This is a genomic window from Mesorhizobium captivum (assembly GCF_033977165.1).
Taxonomy (GTDB): Bacteria; Pseudomonadota; Alphaproteobacteria; order Rhizobiales; family Rhizobiaceae; genus Mesorhizobium; species Mesorhizobium captivum.
Genome location: NZ_JAVIJB010000002.1, coordinates 104,701 through 118,144, shown reverse-complemented (window position 1 = coordinate 118,144; position 13,444 = coordinate 104,701). Strand labels below are relative to the sequence as shown.

Below are 13,444 nucleotides of genomic sequence, written 5' to 3'. Positions count from 1 at the left end.
GAAACCGGGCTGGATTCGGCACCGCTGGCAGTGTAACACGCGCTCCGAAGTCATGCTGTTGCCTCATTTGGGCAACAGGTAGCGGGACCGCACGGCACGAAGAAGCCGGTCCCCGGGATCATTTGAGAGGAAAGTGCACCATATGACGAGCAACGCGTATCGCCTTTCGGTGCTGGCCGCAGGCGTGGTCGGCGTCCTGGGCGCCGGGCTTTTCACCGCCTCGGCCCAGCAGCAGCCGCAGATTCCGCAGGGCTGGTTCAAGGCCTGCACCAAGCAGGAAGACGTCGACATCTGCAACGTGCAGAACATCGTCACCGCCGGCAATGGCCAGCTCGTCACCGGCGTCAGCCTGATCGAGCTCAAGGGCAAGGTGAACCGCAAGGTGTTCCAGGTCACGGTGCCGACCGGGCGCCTCATTCCCCCGGGCATCGGCTTGCAGATCGACGCCGGCAAGGCGCAGAAGCTCGACTATGTAATCTGCTTCCCTGATCGTTGCGTGGCCGAAGTGCCGCTGACCGACCAGCTCGTCGCGTCCTTCAAGAAGGGCCAGGCGATCTCGCTCACTTCGATCAATTTCCAGAACCAGCCGAACCCGATCAAGGTCGCGCTGACCGGCTTCAGCGGCGCCTATGACGGCCCGCCGCTGCAGCAGTCGGACATCGAGGACCGCCAGAAGAAGCTGCAGGACTTCGTCGCCAAGAACAACCAGGACTTCGCCAAGAAGCTCAAGGAAGAGCAGGACAAGGCGAAGACCGCCAACTGATCGCCGGAGCGTTTCTCCAATATGCAAAAAGCGGGGCAAGCACCCCGCTTTTTTTGTTGCCGCCTGTCGAGCCTTCAGTGCTTCGAATGACGTTTCGGCTCATAGCGACCGTCGGGCAGCTTGTCGAACATCTCGCCGATCTGCGGATGCCGCACCGGCTCGCCCGACCGATCCTCGAGCAGGTTCTGCTCGGATACGTAGGCGATGTACTCGGTCTCGGAATTCTCTGCGAGAAGGTGGTAGAAGGGCTGGTCCTTGTGCGGACGCATGTCCGCGGGAATGGCTTCGTACCATTCCTCGCTGTTGGCGAACTGCGGATCGACATCGAAGATCACGCCACGGAACGGAAACAGCCGATGGCGAACCACTTGCCCGATCGCGAATTTGGCCGTCTTCATCGCACTCACCACCTAGGACCGAGGCGCCGTCAGTGGCTTGCGCACAAGGCGCCTAAGGTCTTGAATTTACACATCACGCAGCCAAAAATCGACCCCGACTTTCGGCTTGGTACCATTGGCGCAGACATTGCCGCAATTCCATGCCGCAGCGCTGCCGGCGGATGCAATGGTTTCGGAAAGCGCAAGGTCCAAATGTATCGCTCAGCGCGCGGCCTGTTTCCTGAAGCCGCCGGCGAGCGCGCGAAAGCCGCTGCCGGGCCGCAGGCCTTCGCGCATGAAGAACGCGCGCAACGGCGCGAAGCTGCCCAGCACGTTGAGGCCGGCGCTGCGCGCCAACTGCGCTGGCAGCATGTCGGACAGCAGCGACAGGTTGAGCAGGTTCACCGCGCTGCTGCGCGCAAAAATGTCGGGACGGCGCCTTGTGTCATAGGCGGCGAGACTTAGCCTCGACCCTGGATCGTCGCGATTTTCGCTGGCGATTCCAATCAGATCGTCAATATCCCTGATGCCGAGGTTGAGGCCCTGGGCGCCGATCGGCGGAAAGACATGGGCCGCTTCGCCGACAAGCGCCACGCGGTTCTGCGCGAAACGGCCAGGCGAGGCCGCCGACAGCGGATAGACCTGGCGGCCGGGCTCGACCGAAACCCGGCCGAGCATCGACTGCATTTGCTCCTCGACCCGGACGGACAGCGTGGCATCGTCTAATGCCGCGAGTTCCTTTGCCGTCTCCGGCTTCACCACCCAGACCAGGCTGGAGCGCTTGCCGGGCAGCGGAACCTGCGTGAACGGTCCGGTCTCGGTGTGGAATTCGGTCGAAATAAAACCATGCTCGCTGCGATGGCTGAAATTGAGAACGAGCGCCGACTGGGGATAGGGGCGGGCGGAAGCTTTGATGCCGGCGGCGTCGCGTGCCGGCGACAGGCGCCCGTCGGCGGCAACCGCCAGCGACGCGGAAACCTCGCTGCCGTCAGCCAGGCTCGCGTGGGCCCGGTCGGCGTCAAGCCGCCACGTCTCGACCATCGACTTCCGCCACTCGATGCCGGGGTGATCCGCAACCGCCTTGGCGAGCACCGGGATCAGAATCTTGTTCGGCAGATTGAACCCGAACTGCTCCTCGCCGATCTCGCTGGCGCGAAAGGTCACGGTTGGGCTGCGGATCAGCCTGCGTGTCGCGTCGACGATCCGCATCACCTTGAGCGGCGCCGCCTGCGACCTGAGCTCGGCAAGCACGCCCAGCCGGTCGAGCACTTTCAGGGCAGGGTTCATGAGCGCGGTAGTGCGGCTATCGTTGGTCGTGGCTCCGGGGCCCGCCAACGTCACGGCAAAACCTGCCTCGGCAAAGCCCAGCGCTGCGATAAGGCCGGCCGGGCCGCTGCCGGCAACCAATATGCGGGCTTTGTCGTTCTGCTCCACGCGAGGCTTCCATAGTGATGGGCGGCCATCGGGCCTATGTGCGGATATAGGGCAGATCGGCGGGCTTGATCAACGCGGCGATTCGGCCCATTCGATTGCCATGACCGGGCAGGAGCATGATTTCAGCCATCTCGACCGCGCTGGCCGCGCCACGGCAGGACTCGCGCGCAGCCCGCGCCTTGCGGTGACGCTCACCATTGGCGCGGGCATCGCGCTTGCCTGGCTCATCCTCGCTGCCATGGCGGTCCGCGGCGCCGAAAGCCGGCTTGCCGGCGGCGCTCCGGGCGATGCGCTGCTCAAAGACCTGCCGCGATTGCCGCTGCCGGAATTCGTCGACCGCCTTTTCGCCCTGTGCCTTACGCCGGCTCCGCTTGCAGGCTCGGCAGGCCCGCAGGAGTTAGCGCTCGTCCTGATGTGGTTCCTGATGGCCGTGGCGGCGATGCTGCCTTCGGCGGCGCCGATGATCCGCACATATTGCGAGATTGCGGATACCGCTCGGATCAAGCACGAGCCCGTCGTCCATCCACTGGTTCTGGTGGCCGGATACCTCTCAGCCTGGCTTGCGGCGTCGGCGGCATTTGCCGTACTGACACTTGCAGTCTATCGCTTCGCCGCCGCGGGGCAGATGCTTGATCCGGTCGTCGGATTGGCTGGTGCTGCTGCGCTTGCGATTGCCGGCCTCTATCAATTCAGCGGCTTGAAACAGGCCTGCCTGAAGAAATGCCGGAACCCGTTCTCGATCCTGTTCGCCAACTGGAGCGCGCAACCGTGGCGCATTTTCCGTCTGGGCCTGCAGCAGGGCGTCTGGTGCCTCGGCTGCTGCTGGGCGCTGATGCTGGTGATGTTCGCCGTTGGCGCGATGAACATCTTCTGGATGGCGCTGATCGGCCTGTTCACCCTGATCGAAAAACAGACCACCGGCAGGGTGGCAAGCCGGATGGGCGGTGCGATACTGCTTGTGTGGGCTGCCGCCCTGCTATTAGTTTCGGCGTGAGGGGAGAATTCGATGACCGATCAAAGCTGGGCGATGAAGGGAGAGCTGGTACTCTCCTGCAATTGCACGGTTTTCTGCCCTTGCGTTCTGTCGCTCGGCAGCCATCCGCCGACCGAGGGCTATTGCCAGACCTGGGCGGGATTCCGCATCGATGCCGGCCATTTCGGCGAGGTGGACCTCTCCGGCCTCAATCTCGGGCTGATCATGGAAATCCCGGGCTATATGAGCCGAGGCAACTGGACCGCCGGGCTGTTCATCGACAAGCGCGCCTCGGTATACGCGGTGAAGGCGCTGACAAAAATCTTCACCGGCAAGGCCGGTGGCACCACATCGCTGCTGTCGATCCTGGTCGGCAAATTCCTCGGCGTCGAGCAGGTGCCGATCACCTATGAGACGCGTGACAGGACGCGCGTCTTCCAGATACCGCGGATTATCGACGGCGCAGTGACGCCTGTACTAGGCAAGGACCGCGAGAAGGATACGGTGATCAGTAATTCCGAATACTGGATCGCGTCGGAAATCATCGTGGCGAAGTCCGACAAGAGCAAGATGCGGGCCTTCGGCCGCAATTGGAATTTTGCCGGCCGTTCGGCCGAGATCTGCAAGCTGGACTGGCGAGGCCCGTGAGCAAGAACACAGCGGCCAGGAAAGCGGCCAAGAAAATCGCGGAGCGGATTCCGCTGCCGAAGAAGAAGGTGACGTGGCCGCAGGCTCGTGCTTTTTCGGTGCACCTGCTCACCGCGTCCGGTTCGTTCCTCGCCTTCCTGTCGCTGGTCGCGGCCAGCGAGGAGCGCTGGACGGCGATGTTCTGGTGGCTGGGGCTGGCGCTCTTCGTCGACGGCATCGACGGCCCGATCGCCCGGAAGCTCGAGGTCAAGGAGATCCTGCCGACCTGGTCGGGGGAAATGCTCGACAACATCATCGACTATGTCACCTATGTGCTCATCCCGGCCTTCGCGCTCTACCAGCGCGGATTCATGGGTGAGAACCTGTCGTTCCTGTCGGCAGCCATCATCGTGGTGTCGAGCGCGATCTACTACGCCGACACCGGCATGAAGACGAAGGAAAACTTCTTCAAAGGGTTCCCGGTCGTCTGGAACATGGTGGTGTTCACGCTCTTCGTCATCGAACCGGGTCCGTGGGTTTCTTTCGCCGTGGTCGTGGTCGCTGGCATCCTCACCTTTCTGCCGATCAACTTCATCCATCCGGTGCGGGTAGTCCGGCTCAGATCGCTCAATCTCTTTATGATCCTTTTGTGGTGCGCCTTTGGCGCGCTTGCGCTGGCACAGGCCGCACTCGCCAGCTTCTACAACCAGATCGGCGTCCTGGGTGAACAGGTCAGCGACTTCACCAAGATCGGCATCACCATCACCGGGCTCTATCTTGCCTGCATCGGGGGTATCATGCAGATGTTCCCCAATCTTGGCGCCAAGAAATCCTGACGCTAACGCGCGCCGCGATCCTTCGGATTCGCCCCATGCGCTTCAGGCTTTTGATTTTGCGGATGTCTTTGTCCCGAAACCGGTTCCCACTTTTCGGGGGACATGCTTTAGATCCTGCTTCTGTCCCTTCCCAAGAGAGTTGAGCGATGTCCAAGGCTATCCGCATTCACGCCCATGGCGGCCCCGAGGTCTTGACCTATGAGGATGCCCATCCCGGCCAGCCGGGCGCCGGGCAGATCCTGGTCAGGCACACCGCGATCGGCCTCAACTTCATCGACGTCTATCACCGTTCGGGCCTTTACCCGCCGCCGGGCGGGTTCCCGCTGATCCCGGGCAGCGAGGCGGCCGGCGCGGTGCTCGCCGTCGGCGCCGGCGTCGACTGGCTGAAGCCCGGCGACCGCATTGCCTATGCCGTCAATGTCGGCGCTTATTCCGAGGAACGGGTGATCGCCGCCGATCGCGTGGTCAAGGTGCCGGACGGCATCAGCGACGAGCAGGCGGCAGCCATGATGCTGAAAGGCATGACGGCGGAATATCTGCTGCGCCGTACCTATAAAGTGAAGGCCGGCGACACGATCCTCTACCATGCCGCCGCAGGCGGCGTCGGCCTCATCCTCGGCCAGTGGGCAAAGCATCTCGGCGCAACGGTGATCGGCACGGCAAGCTCCAGCGACAAGATCGAGCTCGCCAAGGCGCATGGTTTCGACCATGTCATCAACTACAAGGAGCAGGATTTCGTCGCCGGCGTCGCCGCCATCACCGGCGGCAAGAAGTGTGACGTCGTCTATGATTCCGTCGGCAACGATACTTTTCCCGCCTCGCTCGACTGCCTAAGGCCGCTCGGCATGTTCGTCAGCTTCGGCCAATCGTCGGGGCCGATCCCGCCATTCTCGATGTCGCTTCTGGCGCAGAAGGGCTCGCTCTTCGCCACCCGGCCGACGATCTTCGTCTACAATGCCAAACGCGAAGATCTTGTGGCGTCGGCGCAAGCGCTCTTCGATGTGGTGCTGAGCGGCGCCGTCGAGATCAAGATCAACCAGCGCTATGCGCTGAAGGACGCGGCACAAGCGCAATCGGATCTCGAGGGCCGCAAGACGACGGGCACAACCATCCTCATTCCCTAAAGCCGGATGATTTCAGGTCGAATCGACCTGAAATCTGAACCCGGCTCTACATCAAAGAGATAGAGCATGATGTCGCCCGAAAACCACTTCACACTTTTCGGCATCATGCTCTCGCCTGATGCCTTGTTTTTCAGCGCCTTGCCATATGTGAAGGCACTGTTCGCTTGAACAGCTTCGCCGGTTTTCTCGCGCTCACAACAGGCCTATCTTACCCCTTGAGTTTCCGCTGGAATTCTTGAAGCTCTTTCAAGTTGGGTGCTGCTTTCCGATGGGAGCCGGCCGCGCATACCATGCTTTCGGGAACACAGAACATATCCGGGAAACCGGATGGGAGGCACTGTGAGTGCAAATCATGACAGGGCGAACCTGCTGGAGGTTCGCGGCCTTACGAAGATTTTCGGCACGCTGACGGCGTGCGATCATATCGACCTCGACATAGCGAAGGGCGAGATCCACGCGCTGCTTGGCGAGAACGGCGCCGGTAAGTCGACGCTGGTCAAAATGCTGTTCGGATCGCTCGAGCCGAATTCGGGCGAGATCTTCTGGGACGGCCAGGCCGTTCGGATCACCAGCCCCGGTGTGGCGAAGAAGCTCGGCATCGGCATGGTGTTTCAGCATTTCTCGTTGTTCGAGGCGCTGACAGCGGCCGAGAATATCGCGTTGTCGCTCAACGACGGCTCGCCGATCAGCACGATTGCCGCGAAGGCGAGGGCACTGTCCTATAGCTATGGCCTGCCGCTCGATCCGGAGTCGCTGGTCGGCGATCTGTCGGTCGGCGAGCGCCAGCGCATCGAGATCATCCGCTGCCTCTTACAGACGCCGCAACTCATCATTCTCGACGAGCCGACCTCGGTGCTGACGCCGCAGGAAGCCGACAAGCTGTTCGAGACGCTGGAGAGGCTACGCTCCGAAGGCAAGTCGATCCTCTACATTTCGCATCGGCTGGAAGAGGTCAAACGCATCTGCGACCGCGCGACCGTGCTGCGCCACGGCAAGGTGGTCGGCCATTGCAATCCACGCCAGGAGACGGCCGCGTCGCTCGCCCGCATGATGGTCGGCAATGAGGTGAAGGCGGTGGTGCGCGCGCCGGCCGAAGGCATCGAGACCGCGCCGGCGCTGCTCGAAGTCCGCGGGCTTACCCGCAAGCCGGCGACGCCCTTCGCCATTCCGCTCAAGAACATCAATCTTAGCGTGCGCGCCGGCGAGGTGATCGGCATCGCCGGTGTCGCGGGCAATGGCCAGGGCGAATTCTTCGAATCCGTCTCCGGCGAGGTGCTGCAGCAGGATGCCGGTTCGGTTCGCATCCGCGGCAAGGATGCCGGCGCGCTCTCCATCACCGGTCGGCGGCTGATGGGCGCCGCCTTCGTGCCGGAAGAGCGCCTAGGCCATGGCGCGGCGCCGCGCATGAAGCTTTCGGAAAACCTTTTGCTGTCGCGCCATGCGACTGATGGCAAATCCTTCGTCGGCTCCGGCGGGATGGTCAAGAACGGTTCGGTCTACAGCGCCGCCCAGCGCATCATCGCCGCGATGGACGTGCGCAAGAGCGCGCCTGATCCGGAGGCTGCGGCGCTGTCCGGCGGCAATCTGCAGAAATTCATCGTCGGCCGCGAGCTCGACCGCAAGCCGAGCGTGATGGTGGTCAATCAGCCGACCTGGGGCGTCGATGCGGGTGCTGCCGCCCATATCCGCCAGGCGCTGATCGAGCTTGCCCGCAGCGGCTCGGCGGTTCTGGTCATCAGCCAGGATCTCGACGAACTGTTCGAGCTGTCGGACGCGATCGCGGTCATGCACAACGGCGAATTGTCCGCGCCGCTGCCTATCGCCGAAGCCACCTTCGAAAAGATCGGCCTGTTGATGGGCGGCGCCGAGCCCGGCCACGCCGAACACACCATGGAGACGGCATGATGCGCCTCGAACTGGTCAAACGCCCGCAGCGCTCGGCGCTGTTTTCGGTGCTCTCGCCCTTCATCGCCTTCGCGCTGACAATGATTGCCGGCGCCACCATGTTCGCGTTGCTCGGTGTCAATCCGTTCAACGCCTTCAATGTCTACTTCATTCAGCCGATCAGCGAGGTCTGGCAGTTGCACGAGCTGGCCATCAAGGCGGCGCCGCTGATCCTGATCGCCGTCGGCCTGTCGGTTTGCTACAAGGCCAACATCTGGAACATCGGCGCCGAGGGACAGTTCATCCTGGGCGGCATTTTCGGCTCAATCATCCCGGTGCTGTTCCCTCAATTCGAAGGGCCTCTTGTCCTGCCGCTGATGCTTTTGCTCGGCATGGTCGGCGGTGCGCTCTACGCGGCGATCCCGGCGCTCTTGAAGACCCGCTTCAGCACCAATGAGATCCTGACCAGCCTGATGCTGGTCTACGTCGCGCAGCTTTTCCTCGACTGGCTGGTGCGCGGACCTTGGCGCGACCCGCAGGGCCACGGCTTTCCGCAGACCATCCAGTTCGGCGACTCGGCCATCCTGCCAGAGCTGATGCCGGATGCCGGTCGCGCAAATTGGGGTTTCGTCTTCGCGCTGGTCGCGGCCGTGGCGGTCTGGCTGATGATGAGCCGCATGCTGAAGGGTTTTGAGGTCCGCGTGCTAGGCTCGAGCCCGAGGGCAGGGCGTTTCGCCGGCTTCGGTTTCAGCAAGATGGTCTTTTTCACTTTTCTTTTGTCCGGCGCGCTGGCTGGCCTTGCCGGCATCTCTGAAGTCTCCGGCGCCATCGGCCAATTGCAGCCGGTGATCTCGCCCGGCTATGGCTTCACTGCCATCATCGTCGCCTTTCTCGGCCGGCTCAATCCGCTCGGCATCGTCGCCGCGGGGCTGGTGCTGGCGTTGACCTATCTCGGCGGCGAGGCGGTGCAGAGCGCGCTCGGCATCTCCGACAAGGTGGCGCGGGTGTTCCAGGGCATGCTTTTGTTCTTCGTGCTCGGCTGCGACACGCTCATTCACTACCGCATTCGTCTGATCGGCTTTGCCGCGCCGAAACTCGAGGCCGCGCCCAAGCTCGAGGAGGTCCGCTGATGGACATCACCGTCAACATCCTTTTGACCATCGCCACTGCGGCGACGCCGCTCTTGATCGCAGCGATCGGCGAGCTTGTGGTCGAGCGTTCCGGCGTGCTCAACCTCGGCGTCGAAGGCATGATGATCATGGGCGCGGTCGGCGGCTTCGGCGCCGGCTACCTCACCGGATCGCCATGGATCGGCCTGCTTGCCGCGATCATCGTCGGCGCGCTGTTCTCGCTGCTCTTCGCCGTCATGACCTTGTCCTTGGCCACCAACCAGGTGGCGACCGGCCTGTCGCTCACGCTGCTCGGCCTCGGCCTCTCCGGCATGATCGGCACAAGCTTCGTCGGCCAGCCCGGCGTCAGGCTGCCTAACCTCGACATCCCCGGTCTGAGCTCGATCCCGGTCGTCGGCAGGCTGATCTTCGGCCAGGATCCGTTGTTCTACGTCTCGATCGCACTGACCGCCGCCGTAATGTGGTTCCTGTTCAAGACGCGCACCGGCCTGACCCTGCGTTCGATCGGCGACAGTCACGGCTCTGCGCATGCGCTCGGCATCAAGGTCATCCGCTACCGCTATCTGGCCGTCATCTTCGGTGGCGCCTGCGCCGGCCTTGCCGGCGGTCACCTGTCGCTGGTCTATACGCCGCAATGGGTCGAGAACATGAGCGCCGGTCGCGGCTGGATCGCGCTGGCGCTGGTGGTGTTCGCTTCCTGGCGTCCGTGGCGGGTGTTGGCCGGCGCCTATATCTTCGGCGCAGTGTGGATCGGCCAGCTTCATGCACAGGCTTTTGGCATTCCGGTGCCTTCGCAGTTTCTTTCTTCGCTGCCCTATCTGGCAACCATCGTGGTTCTCGTTCTAATCTCGCGCAACAAGCGGCTGACGATGATGAACACACCGGCTTCGTTGGGGCAGCCGTTCGTTCCGGATCGTTGACGACAACAAAAAGACGGGAAGCTCCAAGGCTTAATTCAGAGAGGTAACACGATGAAAAAACTGCTCATTGCGCTTATGACCACGACCGCGGCCCTGTCGCTGGCCGCGACTGCCGAGGCGGCCGACAAGCTGAAGGCCTGCTGGGTCTACACGGGTCCGATCGGCGACTTCGGCTATTCCTACCAGCACGACCAGGGCCGGCTCGAGGTGGAGAAGGCGCTCGGCGACAAGGTCGAGACCGCCTATCTCGAGAACGTCTCGGAAGGCCCCGACGCCGACCGCGCCTTCGAGCGCCTGGCGCGCGAGAAGTGCAAGATCATCTTCGGCACGTCCTTCGGCTTCATGGACGCCGAGGTGAAGGTCGCCAAGAAGTTTCCGAAGGTGATGTTCGAGCATGCCACCGGCTACAAGACCGGCGACAATCTCGGCATCTACAACGCACGCTTCTATGAAGGCCGCTACGTGCTCGGCCAGATCGCGGCCAAGGAATCGAAGAAGGGGCTGGCCGGCTACATCGTCTCCTTCCCGATCCCGGAAGTGGTGATGGGCATCAACTCCTTCATACTCGGCGCGCAGTCGATCAATCCCGACTTCAAGGTCAAGATCGTGTGGGTGAACTCGTGGTTCGATCCGGGCAAGGAAGCCGACGCCGCCAAGGCGCTGTTCGACCAAGGTGCCGATATCATCGTCCAGCACACCGACTCGACCGCCGCGCTGCAGGTTGCGGAAGAGCGCAAGCTGCACGGCTTCGGCCAGTCCTCCGACATGATCAAGTTCGCACCGAACGCGCAGCTGACCTCGCTGACCGACGAGTGGGGCCCGTACTACATCAGCCGTGTCCAGGCGGCTCTCGACGGGACCTGGAAGCCGGACAATGTGTGGCTCGGCATCAAGGACGGCGCCGTCAAGCTCGCGCCCTTCACCAACATGCCCGACGACGTCAAGGCCATGGCCGAAGCGACCGAGAAGAAGATCGCCAGCGGCTGGAACCCCTTCACCGGCCCGGTGTCCAAGCAGGATGGCTCGCCGTGGCTGAAGGACGGCGAGGTTGCCGACGATGGCACGCTGCTCGGCATGAATTTTTATGTCAAAGGCATCGACGACAAGCTGCCGCAGTAGGCGGCGACGACGTTTCGAACCGGAGGGGGCGCCTTGTGGCGCCCTCTCTCGTTTGTAAGGTCGATTGGCAAGATTTCTCCGTCTCGGGCGGGAACTGTCCCTGGCTTTTGCCAGTCGGCTAATGATCGTTCGACTCGCCTTGCGCGCCAAGTATTCAAGATAAACTTCGCTTCGTGTTTTATATATTCGGCGCCTTTGCGAGACCGGAGCAATATCTTTGCAGGTTCCGTAACCGCCTTCACATACGCCGCCGACCTTTACTTCCATGCTGACCGCGCAAGTCAGACGAAACCAGCTGGCGTGACAAGAGTCCGCAGAAGGGGGTCTTATGCAATTGAATAAAAAACTTCTGGCAATCATCGGGAAACGCTTTCCCGCCATCTTCGATGTCATTCCGCACGGACCACAGGGCGGGCTTGTGCGAGTCGCACTCAATCCTCAGCCGCTCCCGCCGCATGAACTGGGCGCCGCGGTCGCTGACGAATTTGTCCGCCATGCATGGGTGGCCGAGCGAGGTGGGCTCGATATGAAAGCGCTGTTGCGCGATCTCGACGACTGGTGCCCCACGCGACCGAAGATCCCGAAGCTTCCCCCTTGGTGGGGGCCGTTTCCGGAGCCGGAGCCGCGCCCCGAGTGGTTCGTCGACTACCATTTGGGATTTGCCGCACGGCTGTCGGCGGTCGCAACAGGCACACGCCTGAATGAGACTCTCGATCAGGTGATCGACCGTTCCCTAATGGCAATCGAGGCGGTGAAGCTCTGACGAGAGGCTGTCAAAGCCGAGGGCGGTGAACAATCGAAGGGCGCCGCGAGGGCGCCCTTTTCATTGAGGCGTCTGCTTTCGCGCGGGTGTCATACCGCCGAGCCGTAGAGGTCGTAGGCGTCGGCGCGGTCGACCTTGACCGTGACGATCTCGCCGGCGCGCAGCGGACGCCGCGACTGGATGTGCACGGAGCCGTCGATCTCGGGCGCGTCATATTTGGTGCGCCCCTTCGCCGAAGTTCCGTGCGCCTCGTCGATCAGTACCGGCAAACGCTTGCCGACTTTCCTGGCCAACTGCGTTGCCGAGATCTTCTGCTGGCGCTGCATGAAGCGATGCCAGCGCGCCTCCTTGATCTCCTGCGGCACCTGCTCGAGGCCGAGATCGTTGGAGCGCGCGCCCTTGACCGGTTCATATTTGAAGCAGCCGGCGCGGTCGATTTTTGCTTCGTCCAGCCAGTCGAGCAGCATCTGGAAATCGTCTTCCGTCTCGCCGGGGAAGCCGACGATGAAGGTCGAACGGATGGCAAGATCCGGGCAGACCTCGCGCCAGCCGCGGATGCGCTCCAGCGTCTTCTCCCCATGGGCGGGACGGCGCATGTTCTTCAGCACTTGCGGCGAGGCGTGCTGGAAAGGGATATCGAGATAAGGAAGGATCTTGCCTTCCGCCATCAGCGGAATGACGTCGGCAACATGCGGGTAGGGATACACATAATGCATGCGTACCCAGATCCCGAGCTTGCCGAGCTCCTCGGCGAGGTCGAGGAATTTTGCCCGCACCTCGCGGTCGCCGAACAGGCTCGTCTGGTACTTGATGTCGATGCCGTAGGCGCTGGTGTCCTGCGAGATAACGAGGATTTCCTTGACGCCGGCCTTGGCGAGTTTTTCGGCCTCGCGCAGCACGTCCGCCGCCGGGCGCGAGACGAGGTCGCCGCGCAGCGCCGGGATGATGCAGAAGGTGCAGCGGTTGTTGCAGCCTTCCGAAATCTTCAGATAGGCGTAGTGGCGCGGCGTGAGCTTCACGCCCTGCGGCGGCAGGAGGTCGACATAGGGGTCGTGACTGGGGGGCGCGGCCTCATGCACCGCCGCCATCACGCTCTCATAGGCCTGCGGACCGGTGATCGCCAGCACGTTGGGATGCTTCTCGCGGATGACCTCCGGCTCGGCGCCGAGGCAGCCGGTGACGATGACGCGGCCGTTTTCCGAAAGGGCGGAGCCGATGGCGTTGAGCGACTCGTCACGCGCGGAATCGAGGAAGCCGCAAGTGTTGACGACGACGAGGTCGGCGCCGTCATGCTTGCGGGCGATCTCGTAACCTTCGGCGCGCAGCCGCGTGATGATGCGCTCGGAATCGACGAGCGCCTTCGGGCATCCAAGGCTGACGAAACTGACACGAGGGGCAGACATAAGGTTTTCCAGGCTTTTCGGGATCGGCGGCGCAATACCACACTAATTGCGGCATTGGTATGGGCTGGCCCTTGCTGCGGCAAAACGCAAT

Annotated in this window: 13 protein-coding genes; 10 read left to right on the top strand and 3 right to left on the bottom strand. The window is 62.7% G+C overall.

The features are described from left to right. Positions 1 to 142 precede the first annotated feature (142 nt). Entirely contained in the window at positions 143 to 763 is a 621-nt protein-coding gene (locus tag RFM40_RS02615; RefSeq protein ID WP_059188586.1) for an invasion associated locus B family protein, read from the top strand. 74 nt (positions 764 to 837) lie between these two features. Here RFM40_RS02615 and hspQ read toward each other — a convergent pair whose 3' ends face one another. Both hspQ and RFM40_RS02605 read right to left on the bottom strand, forming a co-directional pair. Further along, complete coding sequence (hspQ, locus tag RFM40_RS02610; protein ID WP_059188585.1) at positions 838 to 1,161, bottom strand: heat shock protein HspQ; 324 nt, start codon at positions 1,159 to 1,161, stop codon at positions 838 to 840. Positions 1,162 to 1,362: 201 nt separating this feature from the next. Then, the gene (locus tag RFM40_RS02605) at positions 1,363 to 2,574 is read right to left on the bottom strand and encodes a UbiH/UbiF family hydroxylase (protein ID WP_320277066.1); all 1,212 of its coding nucleotides are present in this window, start codon (positions 2,572 to 2,574) and stop codon (positions 1,363 to 1,365) included. A gap of 100 nt (positions 2,575 to 2,674) precedes the next feature. On the opposite strand from RFM40_RS02605, the gene RFM40_RS02600 reads away from it, so the two are divergent. The 9 genes from RFM40_RS02600 to RFM40_RS02560 all read left to right on the top strand — a co-directional run bounded on the left by RFM40_RS02600 (position 2,675) and on the right by RFM40_RS02560 (position 11,950). Then, on the top strand, positions 2,675 to 3,568 hold the full coding sequence (locus RFM40_RS02600; RefSeq protein ID WP_320225949.1) for a DUF2182 domain-containing protein: 894 nt from the start codon (positions 2,675 to 2,677) through the stop codon (positions 3,566 to 3,568). A 12-nt stretch (positions 3,569 to 3,580) separates the two neighbouring features. Further along, positions 3,581 to 4,195, top strand: coding sequence for a DUF1326 domain-containing protein (locus tag RFM40_RS02595; RefSeq protein ID WP_320225950.1), 615 nt, complete (start codon positions 3,581 to 3,583; stop codon positions 4,193 to 4,195). A 53-nt stretch (positions 4,196 to 4,248) separates the two neighbouring features. Beyond that, positions 4,249 to 5,010 (top strand): phosphatidylcholine synthase, encoded by a 762-nt coding sequence (pcsA, locus tag RFM40_RS02590; RefSeq protein ID WP_430691636.1) that lies wholly within the window; start codon positions 4,249 to 4,251, stop codon positions 5,008 to 5,010. A 146-nt stretch (positions 5,011 to 5,156) separates the two neighbouring features. Further along, positions 5,157 to 6,134 (top strand): quinone oxidoreductase family protein, encoded by a 978-nt coding sequence (locus RFM40_RS02585; protein ID WP_320277065.1) that lies wholly within the window; start codon positions 5,157 to 5,159, stop codon positions 6,132 to 6,134. 327 nt (positions 6,135 to 6,461) lie between these two features. Next, on the top strand, positions 6,462 to 8,039 hold the full coding sequence (locus RFM40_RS02580) for an ABC transporter ATP-binding protein (protein ID WP_320225953.1): 1,578 nt from the start codon (positions 6,462 to 6,464) through the stop codon (positions 8,037 to 8,039). Beyond that, positions 8,036 to 9,148 carry an ABC transporter permease gene (locus RFM40_RS02575; RefSeq protein WP_320277064.1) on the top strand — a complete coding sequence of 371 codons (1,113 nt, stop codon included), beginning with the start codon at positions 8,036 to 8,038 and terminating at the stop codon, positions 9,146 to 9,148. Before RFM40_RS02580 ends, RFM40_RS02575 begins: the two co-directional genes overlap by 4 nt. Then, a complete protein-coding gene (locus tag RFM40_RS02570) occupies positions 9,148 to 10,068 on the top strand; it encodes an ABC transporter permease (RefSeq protein ID WP_320220516.1) in 921 nt (306 codons plus the stop codon). Before RFM40_RS02575 ends, RFM40_RS02570 begins: the two co-directional genes overlap by 1 nt. Positions 10,069 to 10,119: 51 nt before the next feature. Then, complete coding sequence (locus RFM40_RS02565) at positions 10,120 to 11,187, top strand: BMP family ABC transporter substrate-binding protein (RefSeq protein WP_320225955.1); 1,068 nt, start codon at positions 10,120 to 10,122, stop codon at positions 11,185 to 11,187. 328 nt (positions 11,188 to 11,515) lie between these two features. Continuing rightward, on the top strand, positions 11,516 to 11,950 hold the full coding sequence (locus tag RFM40_RS02560) for a hypothetical protein (RefSeq protein ID WP_320225956.1): 435 nt from the start codon (positions 11,516 to 11,518) through the stop codon (positions 11,948 to 11,950). Between the two features lie 89 nt (positions 11,951 to 12,039). Here the strand turns inward: RFM40_RS02560 and rimO are convergent, their stop codons facing one another. After that, on the bottom strand, positions 12,040 to 13,353 hold the full coding sequence (gene rimO, locus RFM40_RS02555; protein WP_320225957.1) for a 30S ribosomal protein S12 methylthiotransferase RimO: 1,314 nt from the start codon (positions 13,351 to 13,353) through the stop codon (positions 12,040 to 12,042). Positions 13,354 to 13,444: the final 91 nt, after the last annotated feature.